Consider the following 18612-nt stretch of genomic DNA (forward strand, 5'->3'; position numbering starts at 1 on the left):
CATTATTCATTATTCATTATTCATTATTCATTATTCATTATTCATTATTCATTATCAACCTCATTGACTGAGGTTGAAGTAAAACTATAGAGCGAATTCGCAGAAGATTAAGCTGCAAATAAACACCAAACCTCTCGAATGTCGTTAGTTAGGAAGCATGTTGCCTGCAGCTCTACCCCTCATTTTTAACTCTATTTATTTCACACTACTCGGTCTTTGGAACCAAGGTGAGCGCGCATCAGTTTGATCGAACAAGTTGTATTGCTTGTTCAGCACTTGGCCACCGTCACGCGTGATCGGTAACCAGGTAAAGCCTGCGCGGCTTGAGCTTGGTTTCACGGTGACTAAATCAAACGGAATCGACACGTAGAAGCCTTTGGTATAGCTACCTTCACCGTACTCTTCAGTTGTCATGTCGGTTAAGCTGACAAACGCACCGGCAATAACGCCACTCTTGAACTGCTTAGAGAAATCGACACGAGTACCGATATCACCAGCAAGGAATTTACCGACGCCCACTTTAAGCAAGGTATCGCTCAAGAAGTCCCATTGTGGGGTGTAGTAACCGGTAATAAAGCCCGTCGTGCCCTTATCGATCACTTTGTACGTTCGACTGCTGTCGTCTGGGTTGACTTGGATCTCTTCATCAAACGTACCAAACCAGCTTTCAGGGTCTCGCTGACTGATCGCGGTCATGTCTGCACCAATGGCCCAGTTTTGGTTGAATGGACGATACAGGATTTCGCCACCCACACCCGCGAACATGCTCTCTAGGTAACCACCGTAAGCTTGGGTGTAGACACCGCTGCCATAGTCTTCAAACCAAGTCAGTTGTAAACGGTCTAAGCGAACCGGATCGTCAACGTAAGAGCGGAACAAGGTTCTTACTCTTGGCGTTTGGTCAGTGCCGTCTGATGGGATTTCGTAATTAAACTTGTCGTAGTTGTCGACTAAGTTAACGTAAAGAGAGCCCGACAGTTCGACATTGTTTAACGCCCAGAACGAAGCATTGGTGTATAAACCCAAACTGTATAAGTAGAAGTTTTCAGCCGAACCGAATGATTGAGCTAGGTTTGGTGAAATCGACACATCGAATCGTTCACGCCCATCATGATAGATAACGGATTTCTTGCGTTCTAATTCGTGAGTATCCGTTGCATCACTGGTTTGAGCGTTAAGGTAACTGTTGTTAGCTGCCGCTTTGAACGCTTGAGCATCCACCGTTGTCTCGGTGAGTTCCAATGATTTGTCGTTTTCGATGATTTTGTAGGTATAGATGTAACTCGGCACCGCGTTGGCAATCACGGTCGCACCGCGTTCTAGGGCGATATCTCTATCTCGGTATTTAACCTGAGTGCCCTTTACTACAATACTGTTATCGTCGACCAAGATTTGCGCTTGTTCATAGCCAGCGATCGTTTCAAGCTCTTCCGCAAGGGCTGTCATGTCAATATCTTCAACCGTCTCGACACCACTTGGGCGCAATTCTGCTGTTTCGGTATCTCGCCACACGGAATACATTTCATTGAAGTTAGTAGAGAGATCGAAACCAAGGGTTAGCGTATCACCTCGCTCATAGCTCACTTTAGCCGAACCCCAATCAGTGAAACGGTACACCGCTCCCACATTCCATGGCGTATGTTGTGTCATGTCGACACCACCACGTACTACTGGGAAATCTTGAGAGTAATCGTTGCCATCGTATTCAAGCTTCAAGGTTAAAGGCTTATAAGGGGTTTGATATTCAAAACCACCATAAATCGCCGCATCGCCTTTGAACCAACGTTCAAAATCGACACTGCCGCCATTGCCTTTAAAATCAGACGGGCGAGCACAATACTTATCACTGGCTTTACACAGTGGGTTAGTAAAGTTACCACTGGTACCCATGTAGCCCCAAGCCATGCCAACAGTAAAATCAATCGGACCCAAACGTTTGGTTGTCGCGAAAAATTCGCCATCAAATAAGCCAGTACCACCAAAGTCACGAACACCTACCGAGACTTCCGGCATGTAGTACCCTTCTTCGATTAAGCGCAGTTTAAAGTCGATGCCCTTGTCGGTGTGCTTGGTACAGCCACTAAATGAATTTTGAGAACAGTCTTGATTACCACTGCCGCTATAATAAAGGTCTTGCGCTTGTGTGTAACGAATGGTGGTTTCAAGCCAAGGCATCACCTGTAGGCTGGCGTTATAAAAATAGTATTCATTGTTAAACGAGGCGCTAAAGTTAAACTCGCCTTCTGGTGCCATTCGGCCTGTAGGCATTTGCATTAAGCCAACACCACCAAAGTTCATTTGCGACGTTCTGTATTCTGTGTCGTCGAATGATGATTTTTCTGCTCGAATCGAAACGGAATCAATGGTTGTCTCTGCTCTCGTCGAAACGCTACTGGTCATTAACAAAGCGCAGGTAACCGATGTGCACACCGCCGATAGAGGGAATGATTTCTGTTTCAGCATTACAGGCCAACCTTATGACGTAGCAAATCGACGATATCTTGGTTCAACGTTGAGTATTCCGATGGCAAAGAATAGAACGCCATAAATACGATGGCACCTGGCGCTAAATAAACCGGCAGTTCGTTCCAGTACGCATATTGAATGGTTTGCACCACGCCATCAGGTTGAACAACATACGCCACGCTATTATCTACAGATTCACCCATAAAACCGTTCGGCAATGCATCGAGATAATCATTCAACGTTCCATGCTCAATCAGATTCATTGTTACCGACTCTTTCATTGCACCCATCAACTGAATGGAAGTTGGTCGTTGTGGTAAGTACAGAGAAAATGCTTGAATTTGACTGTCTGACGGCTTGTTAGTGTGAGAATTTGAAACAAGTAACGGGTTCTTATCTGATTGCGAGATAACCGCATTGCGGTCTAATTCAATAAAAACTCGATTTAGATATTGGAAAGAAGCCAATTGTTGCTTTACCAGTTTTGCTTCTGGTTCTTCTACCGAAAAAGCGTCAAGCTGGTTAAATACATTGCGTTTTTTTGCTTCGATAGCTTGATTGGCTTTGTTAGATTCGTTAGCCTCAGTATTGGTTTTATCAAACAGTTGAGCCGAAAGGGGAAAGTAACCAATACTGCCGTTCGCATTCACGTTAACGTCGTCTAATACCTGAAGCAGTCGAACGTCAGCTTTATACTCAAACGTTACACCTTGAAGGGGAAGTTCAACCGTTGTCTTAATCGGAGAGGCGTTGCTAACAGTGCACAGAGAGAACAGCGTACTCAACACCAACAGAGCTCTCACCACTGGTAACCGACGTCCCGTCATTTTTGATACATGACTCATATAATTCATCATTTTCGTTCATTACCCTGTTCGTTAATTGCTTTGATAATGCTTAAGAACGGTTAACTCAAGCCTTGTCATATCAGGGCCTAAATACTGTATGGTTTTGACCACTTTTCCTTTACTATCGACCCAATATTCGTTGGTAATCTCTTGTTCTAACATCGGAAAGTTAATTTTTTCTTGAAACTTCTTGGTATCGATAGACATTATCGGTGTTTCGACCGTTTCATTTCCCGCATACGTTCGGATAATGTTTGCTTTATAGCCGAATCGATAATTGGGTTGCCAGTCGTAAACCGCTTGCCATTTTTGAGCTCCGGGGTTGGTAGACACATCAAACGCAGAAGAAGAGTCTGCTGACGAACTGTTTGCAGACGAGAACGAATCTAACGGTTGGAATGCCAAACCTGAAAGGTTTTCGTAGGGAAGCAATAGCGTTTGTACAATACGTCCATTTTCAGTGACGATCATAGCTTTATCAGAAGACATCCATTTTAATTGCTCTACGCCCGTTTGAGGATTTTCACCGACGTACGCCAAAACCATGAAGATTTTGCCTTGGTCATTCACTTCCGCATAAATACTGGAATAAGGTAAGGTTTGAATGTATTCCTTTGATAGCTCAACATCGGTTCTGCCAAAAAAGGCTTCATCAAAAGTGGAGTTAACGTCTTGAAACTGCTGAGAACAACCCGCAAGAAAAAGACCAAGAGATATGATTAGAAGTTTAAGCATGACGAGTTCGGCTTCCTAGCAATCTGGTTGCTGATATCCAATATGAAAATCTGATATAAAAAAACCACTTTATGCTTTCACACAAAATGGTTTTAAACACCAACTCAAAAATTATCGAGTTGTTGTTGTAGTCGTTGCACCGCTTTCGTTAGAAGCAACGGCTACTGCTGCTGCCGCTGCTACTGCTGCTGTCGTTACTGCAACAGTTGTAGCTGTACCTGCTGCAACTGCAGATGCGCCTGCACCGGCTGCCGCACCACTAGTACCAGCACCAGCGCCCGCTACTGCAGTTTCTGTTGCTGCAAAAGCACCACCTGAGAAGCTAACTGCTAATGCAGCTGCTAGAGCCATCTTTTTCATAATGATTTCCAATAATATAAACGTTTATAATAGAGACTAATTACATAGACCCTACCAGCCACTCAGCTTAAGTAACTGTTTGTACATCATAATTAATAACTTCAATCAAGTAAATGGATAAATCATAAGCAATTAGTATATATCCCCCATTAATACATTAACTCACACACAACAATATGCTTCCTCTGTATTCTCCCCCCCTTTATAGCTATACTCCTACCCTATAATTTTTCGCCCAATAACGAATAAGAGTTCAAGATATGCAAGAGTTAGTTCCATTTGTTCAAGAGAATATGATTTTAGCCATCGTATGGATCGGCTTGGTTGTTGCCATCATTGCGAACGTTATCAAGACATCAAACGCAGCTTACAAAGAGATCACGGCTGCGCAAACCACACACATGATTAACCGTGAAAACGGTGTTGTGGTTGATATTCGTACTAAAGATGAGTTCAAAAAGGGGCATATTACTGACGCAGTTCACATTTTGCCGTCAGATATCAAAGCAAATAGCTTTGGTAGCCTTGAAAGCCACAAAGCCGACCCAATCATCGTAGTATGTAAGACAGGTCAAACAGCTCAAGAAAGCGCTAACCTACTGGTTAAAGCTGGTTTCGAAAACGTAAGCCTGCTGAAAAGCGGCTTAGTGGCTTGGAGCGAAGCTAACCTACCTTTGGTGAAAGGTAAAAAGTAGTTAAAGGTAAGCTGACCTAACTAAACGAATATGACTTTAAGGTTTTGTTCAACAGAGATGGCGAACGAAACCTAATTATAAATTTTTAAGGACAAGAAAATGGCTGAAGCAGCACAACAAGACGCACAACAGAACTTCGCAATCCAACGTATCTTCCTAAAAGACGTATCTTTCGAAGCGCCAAACTCTCCAGACATGTTTCAAAAAGAGTGGAACCCAGATGTAAAACTGGACCTAGACACTCAAAGCCGTGAGCTTGGCGAAGGCGTGTACGAAGTAATCCTACGCCTAACGGTTACAGTTAAGAACGCAGAAGACACTGCATTCCTTTGTGAAGTTCAACAAGGCGGCATCTTCTCTGCAAGCGAAATGGAAGCAGGGCAACTAGCTCACTGCCTAGGTGCATTCTGCCCGAACATCTTGTTCCCATACGCTCGTGAAACAATTTCTAGCCTAGTGGTTAAAGGTACGTTCCCACAACTGAACCTAGCACCAGTTAACTTTGATGCTTTGTTCATGAACTACCTACAAAACCAAGCTCAACAAGCTGAAGGCGAACAAGCTTAAGTCTCAAACTAGAGCTTAACTCTAACGATTCAAGCGCTAGTTAGCTTTTAAATGCACATCGCAACTTCTGCGATGTGCATTTTTTCTTTACACTGTATTAAAATTGAAAGCTCCTCTGATTTTAGTGGATAGCTTTTCCAAGACTCTTCGATTTCCCTCATTATTTTTAGGTGGAAGCATGACAGAAACAACTGACTCGACAAACGCTTATGGCAAAGAGATCGCCATGGCAGTAATTGGCGCAGGTTCTTACGGAACATCTTTAGCTATCTCTCTAGCGCGTAACGGTGCAAACGTTGTTCTGTGGGGGCATGATCCTGTTCACATGGCTCGCCTCGAATCCGAGCGCGCAAATAATGAGTTTCTACCGAATATCGACTTCCCAGAAAGCCTAATCATCGAATCAGACCTTGAGAAGGCAGTAACAGCAAGTCGTGATCTTCTTGTTGTCGTCCCTAGCCACGTATTTGGTATCGTTTTAAATAGCCTTAAGCCTCACTTAACAGATTGTTCTCGTATCTGCTGGGCAACAAAAGGCTTGGAGCCAGAAACAGGCCGCCTACTTAAAGATGTCGCTCACGATGTGCTTGGTGATGGGTACTCGTTAGCAGTTCTATCAGGACCTACCTTCGCCAAAGAGCTAGCGATGGGTATGCCAACGGCAATCTCTGTGGCTTCCCCTGATGCAGAATTCCTTGAGCAACTTCAAGAAAAGATTCACTGTGGCAAAACGTTCCGTGTGTACGCAAATTCAGATTTTATTGGCATGCAGCTTGGTGGCGCGGTTAAAAACGTTATCGCCATTGGTGCTGGCATGTCGGATGGTATTGGTTTTGGTGCCAATGCACGTACTGCACTTATCACTCGCGGTCTAGCTGAGATGAGTCGACTAGGCGCAGCTCTTGGTGCGCAACCAGAAACCTTCATGGGCATGGCTGGATTGGGTGACCTAGTGCTAACCTGTACTGATAACCAATCACGTAACCGTCGCTTTGGTTTGGCACTTGGCGCAGGTAAAGATGTAGATACAGCACAAGAAGAAATTGGCCAAGTAGTGGAAGGTTATCGCAACACCAAAGAAGTTTGGTTACTATCAGAACGTATGGGCGTTGAAATGCCCATTGTTGAACAGATTTATCAAGTGTTGTATCAAGGGAAAGATGCACACCTAGCAGCACAAGATCTGCTTGCTAGAGACAAAAAGTCAGAAAGATAGTTAGAGCAGATACGAAATTAAAGTAAGCGAGATACGAAGAGAGTTAGAGGTACGGGTAATCAAGATGCGAATAACATAAAGTAAATGACCCGAACAAAGTTCTCCAACTCGCTCGTTCCTCACTCTTGAAGATGACGTTAATATAATGCCCGTCATTGAAGAATGAAGTATCTGGGATCTCATTTACGCTAATTGGCTTTTCTAAGCTCTTCGTATCTATCATCTCGCTACACGTATCTGATTTAAAAGAATGGATGGAAAAATGAAACACTGTGAACAGCAAAAAGTTTGGCAATGCATAGTGAAGGAAGCTCGACAGCTGTCAGAGCAAGAACCTATGCTTGCGAGTTTTTATCATGCCACGATCATCAACCATGAAAGTTTAGGCGCAGCCCTTAGCTACATCCTAGCAAACAAGCTAAAGACGGCTTCAATGCCAGCAATGGCAGTACGTGAAGTGGTTGAACAAGCATTTAAGCAGGATCAATCGATTATTGATGCGGCAGCTTGTGATATTTGCGCGACGGTAAATCGAGATCCTGCGGTCGAGATGTACTCGATGCCTCTACTTTATCTGAAAGGCTACCACGCTCTGCAAGGTTACCGAGTAGCTAACTGGTTGTGGAAACAAGGGCGTATCGCACTTGCTACTTACCTACAAAACCAAATTTCAGTTGCTTGCCAAGTTGATATTCACCCAGCGGCTCGTATCGGTAAAGCTATCATGCTCGACCACGCCACTGGTATCGTGATTGGTGAAACTGCTGTCGTCGAAAATGATGTATCGATCCTTCAAGACGTTACCCTTGGTGGTACTGGTAAAGAAGGCGGCGACCGTCACCCCAAAATCCGCGAAGGCGTAATGATTGGGGCCGGAGCTAAAATACTCGGCAACATTGAAGTAGGTGAAGGCGCGAAGATTGGTTCATGCTCTGTTGTACTACAAGCCGTACCACCTCATACAACAGTCGCAGGCGTTCCTGCAAAAATTGTCGGAAAACCGAAAACAGATAAACCATCTTTAGATATGGACCAAGGCTTCAATGGTCGCTCGCAAAATTTCATTCATGGTGATGGAATATAAGAGCTGATTCTAGGTTCGATGAGCCAAGATACGAAAGACTTAAGAGCAGATGCTGAAAACTAATAAGAGCAACATGACGATAATGATGAAACCAGTCCAAGTAATTAGCACTGTTCTTTTGATATCTGCCAGCCTTTGCGCTGTTCTTTTCTCTGCATCGCCACTTGCCGCATCGAAAGGGGAGCTGAAAGGTGTGTCGAGTGAGATATATCGTCAACAAAAAACACTATCCTCACAACAGAAGAAGCTCGACAATTTACAAGCAAACCTCAAGCAACAAGAGCTCTCTATCTCCTTGCTTGAAAAAGCCATTAAAACAAGTAAAAAACAACTCAATACCGCCAATGCTAATGTTGCTAGCTTAGATAATAAGATTAAAGCGCTTACAGTACAGAAAAAAGCCCATACCGATAAGTTAGAGCAGCTGATTCAGACTTACTACATGACCAGCAGAGCCAAAGCCTCTTCTCACATCTTAAATACTGGCGTTGAAGAAGACCGCATTAGTCACTATTACCAACACCTCGCCAAAGCGCGTTCTGCAACAATCAAAACGATCGAACAAACTCAACTTGAATTAGAAGAAAGCCATAAGCAACGCCAACTTGAGCAAGAACAAATAGCAGCGCTGTTAAATCAACAGGTAGCAAAGCGCAACAAACTATCGCAGACCCAAACACAGCGTAAAAAGACCGTCGGCAGTATTAAGAAAAACATCTCTGGCGACAAAAATTACTTAGCCGAACTTCAACGTAATGAAACCCGCCTAAAAGCCGAAATAGCGAAAGCAGAAAAAGCCGCACGAGAGAGACGCAATGCTGTCCCTATGGATGGCTTAGCCAAACGTAAAGGTAAACTGCCTTGGCCAATCAAAGATAAAGTTCTGCATAACTACGGCTCACGCCAAACTGGTCAAGTAAATTGGAAAGGCATGGTGATCAAAGCGAAATACGGTCAACAAGTAAAATCCGTATACTCGGGAACGGTCGTATTTGCCGAGTACTTGCGTGGTTATGGTTTAGTGGTACTGCTGGACCACGGTAAAGGCGACATGACGCTCTATGGCTTTAACCAAGCGCTTTTAAAGAAAGAAGGTGACAAGGTGAAAGCGGGTGAGGCTATTGCGCTTGCAGGTGACACTGGCGGACAAACCCGCCCATCGCTGTACTTTGAAATTCGTAGAAACAGCCAAGCTCAAAATCCGAAAAGATGGTTAGTTAGGTAAAAACAGATACGAGATATAAGTAACCGAGATGCGAAGAGCAAGCCCAAAGAGCTGAAAATCTCTGAATTCGCATTTATCAAACTCAGTCATTCCTGAATTGAGGGACGAAATATCTGGAATCTCTATCTCACATTGCCGTGAGTCATCTTTCGAGCCCTGACATAAAAAGATTCCCTATCACGCTCGTTCCTCGCTGTAGGGAATGACGTCGCGATTTATATCCCACCACTCGAATCTGTGCTTTCCCGCTCTCGTTACCCGAATCCCACTTACCGCTTACCCACACCTTCGCTTTTATTTACTGTTCAGCGCTCTCACACCATCTTCTAGCAATGTCAGTTGCTCAAAGCCTTGAGTCGTTGCAATCGGTTTAACGGTTGCGATCATCTGCAGCATTCCTTGGTGAACAACTTGTTCAGTAATTTGAGCTTTTGGCGACATCGCGGACTGATACGCCAACCAACCTGATGCGATCAAGTGAAGAGATGTGACCATCGACTTCATTTCTGCATCTGTTGCCTTTAGCAAATTCAACTCAACAAATGCTCTCATAATATCCACAAGATTCGTTTGCAGCTTTTCTTGAACGGCCATGTAATCAAGGTGCAGCTTTTCATCACGTGACAATATTTCAGGCAAATTTGCATAGAAGAATCGATACTTCCACATCAGCGTGAAGATGGAATCTAAGTAGCTCTTTAGTAGCGTCAGGCTTTCTTGCTGCCCTTGAATCGGAGTAAATCTTTCAAGTAACTCTGTCGAGTAGAGAGTAAAGATATCACGTACAATTTCTTGTTTGTTGCGGAAGTGGTAGTAGAGGTTTCCGGGGCTGATTTCGATGTGTTCAGCAATATGATTGGTCGTAATACTACGCTCGCCGTGCTCATTAAAAAGCTCTAGAGCTGCGTAAACAATCTTGTCACGTGTTTTCATTAGCATTAGTATCCCTATCCGTTTAGTGGTTCAGTATATCGCCACTAAACAGATAGATCGACCTGTTCACATCTGGTCGAATTAGCTATAGCTACATGGCAGACAGTTTATTTACTGTACTTTTTCACCATGTTTACTACATTTACTACATCATGCCTTGTTATGCCCATATGCATTGGCAATGAAATGATTTCATTACTTGCTATCAAAGCTTTTGGGCAACGACCAGATTTTTCATACATTTTGTACTCTGAATTATCTGTATAATGCACACCTGGATAGATATCATTTTCATTTAGCTTGATTAGTAACTCATCTCGATTTGAAACTCGTATTTGAAGTAAATGTGTCGATGATTCACACCCTTGAGCAATCGGAACTATTTTTACATTATCACATTCAGATAACTCTTCACGATACCACTTAGCTAACTGTCTGCGATAAGAATTATCATTATCCAAGTATTTAAGTGCAACTAAAGCCATACCGGCCATAATTGAGTTGCCATGATATTTAAAGCCTAAATCTTCAACATCATATTTCCACTTATAAGCACCTTGTGCGGCTGTACGCGCGTAAGTATCTTTATTAATACCCAACCAAGTTAGTTTACGTGCTAACGCATCATATTCTGGGTTCTGGAAACAAATCATTCCAGAGTCAGCTGTAGGCATATTTTTTACAGCTTGATAACTAAACACGGTGACATCAGCATTATAACCTACGTGCTTTCCCTCAAACCTTGACCCGGCCATGTGCGCCGCATCTAATACTAGAGCCAACCCACGCTCTTTACACAGCTTTGCCACCGCTTCAAGTTGACCAGTATTTCCACCTAGCCCCACAAAAACAACAGCTTTAGTCTTATCTGTTATCTTTTCTTCAATACTCTGAGGGTCTAAGCATAAGTACTCATCAACATCAGCAAAAATAGGCTCTAGACCAGCGTACTTAATAGCGTGGTTAGTAGAGACAAATGTTAAAGATGCAGATATAACTTCATCGCCATCACTCCAATTATGCGCACGCTTCAAGACTTCAAATGCGAGGTGAAGGCCCGCTGTTGCTGAACTCAAAAAGTGAGCATGAGGTAGGCTAGTATACTTTTTCCATTCATCCTCAATTTCGACAGTTTTAAAGCCCATTCCTGTCCAGCCTTTTTCTAGGCACTCTCTTACATGCTCTAGACACTCATCAACACGAAACTTTGGAACAAATAATTGCGTTGTCATCTTATAAAACCTTATTTTTAGAAATGCTCAGCATCTTTAAGTAGCAGCCCATTCTTGTCTTTATCTGAAACGATCAAACTTTCTTCATCTAATTGCCAATCGATCTTTAATTCTGGATCATTCCAGGCAATAGAACGTTCACTTTGTGGGAAGTAATAATCGGTTGTTTTATACAAAAACTCGACTTCATCTGTCAACGTCAGAAAACCATGAGCAAAACCCTCAGGGATCCATAATTGCTTCTTATTCTCCTGACTCAGTTCAAACGATTGCCACTGTTTATAGGTTGGAGAGTCAGCCCGTAGATCGACCACGACATCTAAAACTTTTCCACGGACAACTCGAACAAGTTTGCCTTGCGGGTGCTGTATTTGATAATGCAGGCCTCGAAGCACAGCCTTACCTGATTTAGAGTGGTTATCTTGAACAAATTGAACGCTTCGGCCAATTAATTTTTCAAAGTTTGAATGATTGAAGCTTTCCATAAAAAAGCCTCTCTCATCTTCAAAAACTTTAGGCTCAATTATCAAAATGTCTTTTAATTTAGTCTTAGTTGCTTTCACTGTTTACAAGCCTCTCTAGATATTGTCCATACTCATTCTTTAGCATAGGCTTTGCTAAGTTTGATATATCCTGGCTACCTAACCACCCATTACGCCAAGCTATTTCTTCTAAACAAGCAACCTTTAGCCCTTGTACATTTTCGATGGTTTGCACAAAAGATGAAGCCTCATGAAGGCTTTCGTGAGTACCTGTATCTAGCCACGCAAAACCACGACCTAATAGCTCTACATTCAGCGAGCCATCGTTTAGGTACATTTCATTGATAGTGGTAATTTCTAACTCACCTCGATGAGATGGCTTTACTTTTTTTGCCATTTCTACAACTCGATTATCGTAGAAATACAAACCAGTTACCGCATAGCTAGATTTTGGCACATCAGGCTTTTCTTCGATCGAAACAGCTCTCATTTTTTCGTCAAATTCGACCACACCAAAACGCTCAGGATCTTTGACTTGATAACCAAAAACAGTTGCTCCAGACTCTTTTGAAGCTGCATTTTGTAGAGTTCTAGAAAAAGACTGTCCGTAGAAGATGTTATCCCCTAACACCAAACAAACACTGTCATCACCAATAAACTCTTCACCTATGATAAAGGCTTGCGCTAAACCATCTGGGCTTGGTTGAATTGCATACTCAAGGTTGATGCCAAAATCTGAGCCATCACCAAGTAGGCGTTGGAAACCAGCGTTATCTTCAGGTGTCGTAATAATTAAAATATCTTTGATACCAGCTAGCATTAACGTCGAGATTGGGTAAAAAACCATCGGCTTATCGTAGATGGGCAAAAGCTGTTTTGATACGCCGCGAGTGAGTGGATACAACCGCGTGCCTGAGCCTCCAGCAAGAACAATCCCTTTCATTACTTATCAACCTTACCATTTACAACTAAATCTGAAGAAACACCTAAGCGTTCACCAGCGTAAGAGCCATCTAATACGCGTGACCACCATTGTTTATTATCTAAGTACCACTCGACAGTTTTACGAATACCTGATTCGAAAGTTTCTTCTGGCTTCCAACCCAATTCTCGTTCAATCTTTGACGCATCGATGGCGTAGCGTACATCATGCCCAGGCCTATCAGTGACATAAGTGATTAAGTCAAGATAGTTACCCACACCTTCTGGCTTATTGGGCACCAACTCTTCAAGTAATGTACAGATCGTTTTTACTACATCAATGTTTGCTTTTTCATTGTGACCACCAATGTTATAGGTTTCACCTACCTCACCTTCAGTGACCACCTTGTACAACGCTCGAGCGTGGTCTTCGACAAACAACCAATCACGGATTTGCATACCGTTGCCATACACTGGCAGAGGTTTTCCATCGAGTGCATTCAAGATCATCAATGGGATCAATTTTTCAGGGAAATGGTAATGGCCGTAGTTATTTGAGCAATTAGTTACGACGGTTGGTAAACCATAGGTGCGTAGCCAAGCTCGGACGAGATGATCAGAAGAAGCTTTCGAAGCTGAGTATGGGCTTGATGGCTCATACGACGTCGTCTCGGTAAACAAGTCATCCGTACCTTCTAAGTCGCCATAGACTTCGTCAGTAGAGATATGGTGGAAACGAAAAGCAGCTTTATCACTTTCAGAAAGCTCATTCCAATAGGCTCTAGTTGCTTCAAGCAATGTATATGTACCAACAATATTAGTTTCGATAAATGCAGCAGGGCCGTCAATCGAACGGTCAACATGAGATTCAGCAGCCAAGTGCATTACTGCATCAGGCTTATGCAGCTCAAAAATACGGTCTAGCTCAGTACGATTACAAATATCCACCGCTTCAAATGCATAGCGCTCGTGCTCTCCCACGTCAACAAGAGACTCTAAGTTACCCGCATAAGTCAACTTATCAACATTCACGACGCTGCTAGATGTATTATTTATAATGTGACGAATGACAGCTGAACCGATGAAGCCAGCGCCGCCTGTAACTAATATCTTCATAAGATTTCTAAAACCCTAAAATTCAAAGGAAAAGTTCTTCTAATTTTGTAAATCTATTTCTTACTATTCGAAGGATAGTTCGATACGTAATACCAGCTCAAATGCTTAAGCAACTAAAATAGTTCAAAATCAATTGCGACCAAACAACTCTCATGTCGCGCGTAAGCCAGCCTACAAACAAAAGTCGAAGACGTAGAATCTTTCATACTAAGACCGATAAGATCGTGTTTTGAGTAGGTAATAATGACTAGATTAACACAATCATATCACACTAGAATTAAAGAATTATTCCACTAGCTCGCTTCGTTTGTTCCTTGCTATACTCGTGTGAGTTTGTATTCAAAAAAGTAGGAAGAAATATGATTATCGTAACTGGTGGTGCAGGCATGATTGGCAGCAATATTGTTAAGGCGCTCAATGAAGCTGGCCACAACGATATTCTAGTTGTCGACAACTTAAAAGATGGCAAAAAATTTAAGAACCTGGTTGACCTAGATATCACAGATTACATGGATCGTGATGACTTTCTAACTCAAGTTATGGCTGGTGATGATTTCGGTCCTATTGAGGCTGTTTTCCATGAAGGTGCATGTTCTGCGACCACCGAGTGGGATGGCAAATACATGATGCTCAACAACTATGAATACTCTAAAGAGTTGCTGCATTACTGTATCGAGCGCGAGATTCCGTTCTTGTATGCTTCTTCTGCTGCCACTTATGGTGAAACCGATACCTTTATTGAAGAGCCGCAGTACGAAGGCGCGCTAAACGTATACGGCTATTCAAAACAGCAATTTGATAACTATGTGCGTCGCTTAACTGCAGATGCAACCGCACACAACGAAACGCTTTCTCAAATCACTGGGTTTCGATACTTCAATGTCTACGGTCCACGTGAACAGCACAAAGGCAGCATGGCTTCTGTCGCTTTCCACCTAAACAATCAAATGAACGCTGGTGAAAACCCGAAATTATTCGCAGGAAGCGAAACCTTCAAGCGTGATTTTGTGTATGTTGGTGATGTTGCGGCCGTAAACCTGTGGTTCTTAAAAAATGGCGTATCAGGTATATTCAACCTAGGTACAGGTAATGCCGAATCATTTGAAGAAGTCGCAAAAGCGGTGATTAAACATCACGGTAAGGGAGAGATTGAAACTATCCCATTCCCTGAGCATTTGAAAGGTGCTTACCAAGAGTTTACTCAAGCTGATTTAACTAAGTTGCGTAATGCCGGTTGCGATGTTCAATTTAAATCGGTTGCTGAAGGCGTCAGCGAGTACATGCAGTCAGTTAATCGCTAGATTACACTCTCCCGAAAACAAGCTAACGGTATACTGTTAGCTTGTTCAATATATATCGCCAGTTAAAGGTTTACAGTGACAACTCAACGCGACGACTACGATCCTAAAGCATACAACCCCAAATTCATCAGTGCGTTTTTATCACCAAAACACTGGGGAACTTGGCTCGGGCTATGCCTATGTCTACCCATTTCTTTGCTGCCAAACTCGATTCGAGTAGCCATAGCAAAATTCGTGGCGACAAAAATGGCGAAGAAGCAACGTGGCTCAGTACAAAAGGCACGTATAAACCTCGCGCTTTGTTTTCCAGAAAAGTCTGTTCAAGAGCGTGAAACCATTCTAACCAATTGCCTAACAACTGCTGGCGCCTTTTTACTTGGTTTTCCTGCCATATCATTACGCAGTAAACGTTGGCTTGAAAAACACTCAGAAATCATTGGATTAGAACACTTACAACAGCTACAAAAAGACAATCAAAGTGCTATTTTGCTCGTACCTCACTCTTGGTGCATCGACATTCCGGCTATCCTTTTAGCTTCAAGAGGCTTACCCGTTTCTGCGATGGCAAATAGCCAGAAAAACCCTCTGACCGATTGGCTCATGCACAAGCAAAGAGTTCAGTATGGCGGACGAGTTTATGATCGCAGTGGAGGCATTAAGCCATTTATCAAATCAGTCAAAGATGGCTACTTGGGATATTACCTGCCAGATCAAGACCATGGCCCAGAGCAAAGTGTATTCTCAGATTTCTTTGCGACTGAAAAAGCAACCTTGCCCGGACTTGGAAAACTAGCAAAAGTAAGCCGAGCGAAGATCGTTCCAACCTTTGCCAGCTATAATATTGAGACGGGTAAATACGAAATTGAAATCAAAGCACCCATTGAGTTATCCGGCGATGAACATCAAGACGCTAGGGCAATGAATGAAGTCGTTGAAGGTTTTGTTAATCCGAAACCTGAGCAGTACATGTGGATTTTAAAGTTGTTAAAAACACGTAGGAATGGACAAGACCCATATGTGGGTTATTAACACATATCTTCTAATTTATTAAAGATTATCCGCCTTCTTAGAAGGCGGATTTATTCGTCTCATTATTTTTGACTAAATAATAGGTTATGATAAAAACCATCAACTGTGTAATCTTCAAGCTTAATCAAAACTGATTCATCAAAGTCACCAGAGATAAATTCCTCAATATGATTTGCGAGTTCATTTAGAGAGTCAAATATAAGGAAATTATCTTTTGAGTATAAAGGGTGATTATAAAGACTCGTATTATTCGTGATAACTTTCTTTCTGGCGTATAACGCTTCTTTAACCCTCATAGTATCAGACGTCTGTCCATCAAGAACAATTTCCAGTACACATTTGGTATTGAGCATCACGGTTAGGTATTCAACATAGGAATAAGAAGGTTTTTTGTCAAACACAATAAAGTTGCACTTAAAATCACCCAATGCCTCTTCTATTTTTTGAACCTTTTCTTTCCTTCCTTTATCCACCCCCACAAAAGACACATCGTAATCAGAGGATTTTGCTATCTCATCAATAATTTTTAGTTGAGGCATCGGAGAATAAGCATGCTTAAAGTTGTATTTTTTTGCATCACCCTCATCAAACGTATATATTTCAAAATCATCTAAAAGATGGTTCAAGCTCCCATCTGTAATATTCCTAAAAAGAATAATCTTCCTCCCACTAACCTTTGATATTGACTTAATGTCTCTCAAAGAGTCGGTTGTGAATATGACATCAAAGCCATTTAGCGCCTTTATTTTTCGTCTTATGATCGCTCCATAAGCCTCATGATAGTGTTTTTTACTGTAGAAAAATAAAAAGGAAATTAATTTCACTAACCACTTGCTTAAGAAAATATGATGCTTTTCATAATCAGACGATAGCACATCAATTTCTAGTTTTTCATACTGTTGCTTGTAGCCTACAAAAACCAGTTTTGGCTTCAATTTATCGTTCATAAGGCAACCTTTTAAAAGACTCGACAATACTTCCTAATGCACTATTGGCTTTATTACCTTCAACTACCTTCTCGTAATAACTAACATACGCTGCAGCCATGACATTGGCATTGAATTGATCTCTCGCGTATTCATTACAACGAGCTGAATCATAGGTGTCAGAATTTAAGATCCCTTCTACGAGATCTTGTTCACAGCTCGATAAAAGACCTACCTCACTAGAAACTAATTCCGGCAGTGAGCCATAAGGTGTACCAAACACTGGGCAACCAAAATACAAACTCTCTGTAATCGCTAAGCCAAACGGTTCATGCCAAGTCACGGGGAATATCAGACCTTTTGACTGAGTCATGATCTGAGATTTCGTTGTATCGTCCACCATCCCTAAAAAACGAACATGACGATCTAACGTTAACCTGAAACCCATTTTTAGGTTCAATCGATGGCCGCCCAACACATCAAGCTGCTGGCCAGCTTTCTTGGTAATATCAATGGCACCTTGAACATTTTTAACTCGCCACGCCGCTTTCCCAAGAAAATGGAAACGTTCTCGTTGCAAGTTAAAGTTAGGCTTTTGGTAGTTATCCCAATTCAAGCCATTGTAAACATAAGCTTGTGCACCATGATTTTTTGCATGCTGAGATGAAACAAAGACGGTATTAGGGTCAATAGGGCCGTCTGAATTACCATGCTGCGTTAAAATGTAGGGATAAGAGATAGGCTCTAGATCAGAGTGGAAATGTACAACATCAATATCATTTGGAAGCTGACTTTGCAGTGGTACATTCGGTTGATACTCGATGACTCTCGCCCAATCACACTTTGTGCCTTTGCCAGCGAGCAGCGTCACTCGGTGCCCGGCAAGATGCAAAGCATAAACTAAGTCCCAAATGACTCGTTCGGTTCCACCATAATTCACCACAGGTAACGTAGCTCTTGTATACATTAAAATATTCATAATCACTTAATTTTTAAAAGCTTTTACTTTAGCGACAACAGCTTGATGAACACACCCTGGAACAAATTGCTCTATTTCTCCACCATGAATAGCGACTTCACGAACCAATGTTGATGATAAAAAAGCAAACTCTTCTGAAGGTGTCAAAAACAGGCTCTCTAGTTCTGGTTTTAATCGACGATACATTGTCGTCAAACCAAACTCATACTCAAAGTCCATTGTTGTTCTTAAGCCACGCACCAAAATTGAGGCATTTTGCTCGGTCGCAAAATCAACCAGCAAGCTGCTAAAACCCTCGACGGAGACATTAGGTAATTCATGGCAAGTTTCTCGCAATAAGGCCACACGCTCATCTAAGCTAAATAAGGTGGCTTTACTTGGGCTCTCTGCGACACCAATGACAAGCTTTTCAAACATACATGCAGCACGTTTAATTAAGTCATAGTGGCCGTTAGTCACTGGATCAAAAGTACCTGGGTATATTGCTATTTTCATGA

At 42.3% G+C, this 18612-nt stretch carries 19 protein-coding genes; 7 read left to right on the forward strand and 12 right to left on the reverse strand.

What is annotated here, in order from left to right:
• Positions 1 to 195: 195 nt before the first annotated feature.
• The 4 genes from ACED28_RS04670 to ACED28_RS04685 all read right to left on the reverse strand — a co-directional run bounded on the left by ACED28_RS04670 (position 196) and on the right by ACED28_RS04685 (position 4409).
• Entirely contained in the window at positions 196 to 2463 is a 2268-nt protein-coding gene (locus tag ACED28_RS04670) for a YjbH domain-containing protein (RefSeq protein WP_371709402.1), read from the reverse strand.
• Positions 2463 to 3323: a capsule biosynthesis GfcC family protein gene (locus ACED28_RS04675; protein ID WP_371709403.1), complete on the reverse strand. Its 861-nt coding sequence runs from the start codon at positions 3321 to 3323 to the stop codon at positions 2463 to 2465. Before ACED28_RS04675 ends, ACED28_RS04670 begins: the two co-directional genes overlap by 1 nt.
• Before the next feature lie 21 nt (positions 3324 to 3344).
• Positions 3345 to 4049 (reverse strand): YjbF family lipoprotein, encoded by a 705-nt coding sequence (locus ACED28_RS04680; RefSeq protein ID WP_371709404.1) that lies wholly within the window; start codon positions 4047 to 4049, stop codon positions 3345 to 3347.
• 111 nt (positions 4050 to 4160) lie between these two features.
• Positions 4161 to 4409 carry a hypothetical protein gene (locus tag ACED28_RS04685; RefSeq protein ID WP_371709405.1) on the reverse strand — a complete coding sequence of 83 codons (249 nt, stop codon included), beginning with the start codon at positions 4407 to 4409 and terminating at the stop codon, positions 4161 to 4163.
• Positions 4410 to 4669: 260 nt separating this feature from the next.
• Between ACED28_RS04685 and ACED28_RS04690 the strand changes: the two genes are divergently transcribed.
• The 5 genes from ACED28_RS04690 to ACED28_RS04710 all read left to right on the forward strand — a co-directional run bounded on the left by ACED28_RS04690 (position 4670) and on the right by ACED28_RS04710 (position 9196).
• Positions 4670 to 5104 (forward strand): rhodanese-like domain-containing protein, encoded by a 435-nt coding sequence (locus ACED28_RS04690; RefSeq protein WP_371709406.1) that lies wholly within the window; start codon positions 4670 to 4672, stop codon positions 5102 to 5104.
• Between the two features lie 99 nt (positions 5105 to 5203).
• The gene (secB, locus tag ACED28_RS04695) at positions 5204 to 5671 is read left to right on the forward strand and encodes a protein-export chaperone SecB (RefSeq protein WP_009847959.1); all 468 of its coding nucleotides are present in this window, start codon (positions 5204 to 5206) and stop codon (positions 5669 to 5671) included.
• A 178-nt stretch (positions 5672 to 5849) separates the two neighbouring features.
• On the forward strand, positions 5850 to 6887 hold the full coding sequence (gene gpsA / locus ACED28_RS04700) for an NAD(P)H-dependent glycerol-3-phosphate dehydrogenase (protein ID WP_135445139.1): 1038 nt from the start codon (positions 5850 to 5852) through the stop codon (positions 6885 to 6887).
• 262 nt (positions 6888 to 7149) lie between these two features.
• Entirely contained in the window at positions 7150 to 7971 is an 822-nt protein-coding gene (cysE, locus tag ACED28_RS04705) for a serine O-acetyltransferase (RefSeq protein ID WP_371707613.1), read from the forward strand.
• 73 nt (positions 7972 to 8044) lie between these two features.
• Complete coding sequence (locus tag ACED28_RS04710) at positions 8045 to 9196, forward strand: murein hydrolase activator EnvC (protein ID WP_371709407.1); 1152 nt, start codon at positions 8045 to 8047, stop codon at positions 9194 to 9196.
• Positions 9197 to 9490: 294 nt separating this feature from the next.
• Here ACED28_RS04710 and ACED28_RS04715 read toward each other — a convergent pair whose 3' ends face one another.
• The 5 genes from ACED28_RS04715 to rfbB all read right to left on the reverse strand — a co-directional run bounded on the left by ACED28_RS04715 (position 9491) and on the right by rfbB (position 13880).
• Positions 9491 to 10129 carry a TetR/AcrR family transcriptional regulator gene (locus tag ACED28_RS04715; protein WP_029222818.1) on the reverse strand — a complete coding sequence of 213 codons (639 nt, stop codon included), beginning with the start codon at positions 10127 to 10129 and terminating at the stop codon, positions 9491 to 9493.
• Positions 10130 to 10236: 107 nt separating this feature from the next.
• Positions 10237 to 11361, reverse strand: coding sequence for a DegT/DnrJ/EryC1/StrS aminotransferase family protein (locus ACED28_RS04720; protein ID WP_017097372.1), 1125 nt, complete (start codon positions 11359 to 11361; stop codon positions 10237 to 10239).
• A gap of 17 nt (positions 11362 to 11378) precedes the next feature.
• A complete protein-coding gene (gene rfbC / locus ACED28_RS04725) occupies positions 11379 to 11924 on the reverse strand; it encodes a dTDP-4-dehydrorhamnose 3,5-epimerase (RefSeq protein WP_017097373.1) in 546 nt (181 codons plus the stop codon).
• Positions 11911 to 12786 (reverse strand): glucose-1-phosphate thymidylyltransferase RfbA, encoded by an 876-nt coding sequence (rfbA, locus tag ACED28_RS04730; RefSeq protein WP_371709408.1) that lies wholly within the window; start codon positions 12784 to 12786, stop codon positions 11911 to 11913. The genes rfbC and rfbA overlap by 14 nt, the downstream gene beginning before the upstream one ends.
• Positions 12786 to 13880, reverse strand: coding sequence for a dTDP-glucose 4,6-dehydratase (gene rfbB, locus ACED28_RS04735; RefSeq protein ID WP_371709409.1), 1095 nt, complete (start codon positions 13878 to 13880; stop codon positions 12786 to 12788). The genes rfbA and rfbB overlap by 1 nt, the downstream gene beginning before the upstream one ends.
• A gap of 359 nt (positions 13881 to 14239) precedes the next feature.
• Between rfbB and rfaD the strand changes: the two genes are divergently transcribed.
• Together rfaD and lpxM are read left to right on the forward strand one after the other, a co-directional pair.
• Entirely contained in the window at positions 14240 to 15181 is a 942-nt protein-coding gene (rfaD, locus tag ACED28_RS04740) for an ADP-glyceromanno-heptose 6-epimerase (RefSeq protein WP_371709410.1), read from the forward strand.
• Positions 15182 to 15256: 75 nt separating this feature from the next.
• On the forward strand, positions 15257 to 16210 hold the full coding sequence (lpxM, locus tag ACED28_RS04745; protein ID WP_012603053.1) for a lauroyl-Kdo(2)-lipid IV(A) myristoyltransferase: 954 nt from the start codon (positions 15257 to 15259) through the stop codon (positions 16208 to 16210).
• A gap of 62 nt (positions 16211 to 16272) precedes the next feature.
• Here the strand turns inward: lpxM and ACED28_RS04750 are convergent, their stop codons facing one another.
• From ACED28_RS04750 to coaD, 3 genes are read right to left on the reverse strand one after another with little or no spacing between them, the layout of a single operon-like run.
• Positions 16273 to 17157, reverse strand: a complete 885-nt coding sequence (locus ACED28_RS04750) for an LPS biosynthesis protein (RefSeq protein WP_017102397.1) — start codon at positions 17155 to 17157, stop codon at positions 16273 to 16275.
• Positions 17147 to 18103, reverse strand: coding sequence for a glycosyltransferase (locus tag ACED28_RS04755; protein ID WP_017102398.1), 957 nt, complete (start codon positions 18101 to 18103; stop codon positions 17147 to 17149). Before ACED28_RS04755 ends, ACED28_RS04750 begins: the two co-directional genes overlap by 11 nt.
• Positions 18104 to 18121: 18 nt before the next feature.
• Positions 18122 to 18610, reverse strand: coding sequence for a pantetheine-phosphate adenylyltransferase (gene coaD, locus ACED28_RS04760; protein WP_017102399.1), 489 nt, complete (start codon positions 18608 to 18610; stop codon positions 18122 to 18124).
• Positions 18611 to 18612: the final 2 nt, after the last annotated feature.

This window comes from Vibrio sp. 1F253, from assembly GCF_041439295.1.
In the GTDB taxonomy this organism is placed as follows: Bacteria; Pseudomonadota; Gammaproteobacteria; order Enterobacterales; family Vibrionaceae; genus Vibrio; species Vibrio tasmaniensis_A.

Coding starts and splice junctions, on each gene's coding strand:
- ACED28_RS04685 (WP_371709405.1), bottom strand. CDS start 4,409: ATGAAAAAGATGGCTCTAGCAGCTGCATTAGCAGTTAGCTTCTCAGGT.
- ACED28_RS04755 (WP_017102398.1), bottom strand. CDS start 18,103: ATGTATACAAGAGCTACGTTACCTGTGGTGAATTATGGTGGAACCGAA.
- ACED28_RS04680 (WP_371709404.1), bottom strand. CDS start 4,049: ATGCTTAAACTTCTAATCATATCTCTTGGTCTTTTTCTTGCGGGTTGT.
- rfbB (WP_371709409.1), bottom strand. CDS start 13,880: ATGAAGATATTAGTTACAGGCGGCGCTGGCTTCATCGGTTCAGCTGTC.
- rfaD (WP_371709410.1), top strand. CDS start 14,240: ATGATTATCGTAACTGGTGGTGCAGGCATGATTGGCAGCAATATTGTT.
- ACED28_RS04675 (WP_371709403.1), bottom strand. CDS start 3,323: ATGATGAATTATATGAGTCATGTATCAAAAATGACGGGACGTCGGTTA.
- secB (WP_009847959.1), top strand. CDS start 5,204: ATGGCTGAAGCAGCACAACAAGACGCACAACAGAACTTCGCAATCCAA.
- gpsA (WP_135445139.1), top strand. CDS start 5,850: ATGACAGAAACAACTGACTCGACAAACGCTTATGGCAAAGAGATCGCC.
- ACED28_RS04750 (WP_017102397.1), bottom strand. CDS start 17,157: ATGAACGATAAATTGAAGCCAAAACTGGTTTTTGTAGGCTACAAGCAA.
- coaD (WP_017102399.1), bottom strand. CDS start 18,610: ATGAAAATAGCAATATACCCAGGTACTTTTGATCCAGTGACTAACGGC.
- rfbA (WP_371709408.1), bottom strand. CDS start 12,786: ATGAAAGGGATTGTTCTTGCTGGAGGCTCAGGCACGCGGTTGTATCCA.
- ACED28_RS04720 (WP_017097372.1), bottom strand. CDS start 11,361: ATGACAACGCAATTATTTGTTCCAAAGTTTCGTGTTGATGAGTGTCTA.
- ACED28_RS04690 (WP_371709406.1), top strand. CDS start 4,670: ATGCAAGAGTTAGTTCCATTTGTTCAAGAGAATATGATTTTAGCCATC.
- cysE (WP_371707613.1), top strand. CDS start 7,150: ATGAAACACTGTGAACAGCAAAAAGTTTGGCAATGCATAGTGAAGGAA.
- ACED28_RS04710 (WP_371709407.1), top strand. CDS start 8,045: ATGACGATAATGATGAAACCAGTCCAAGTAATTAGCACTGTTCTTTTG.
- ACED28_RS04715 (WP_029222818.1), bottom strand. CDS start 10,129: ATGAAAACACGTGACAAGATTGTTTACGCAGCTCTAGAGCTTTTTAAT.
- ACED28_RS04670 (WP_371709402.1), bottom strand. CDS start 2,463: ATGCTGAAACAGAAATCATTCCCTCTATCGGCGGTGTGCACATCGGTT.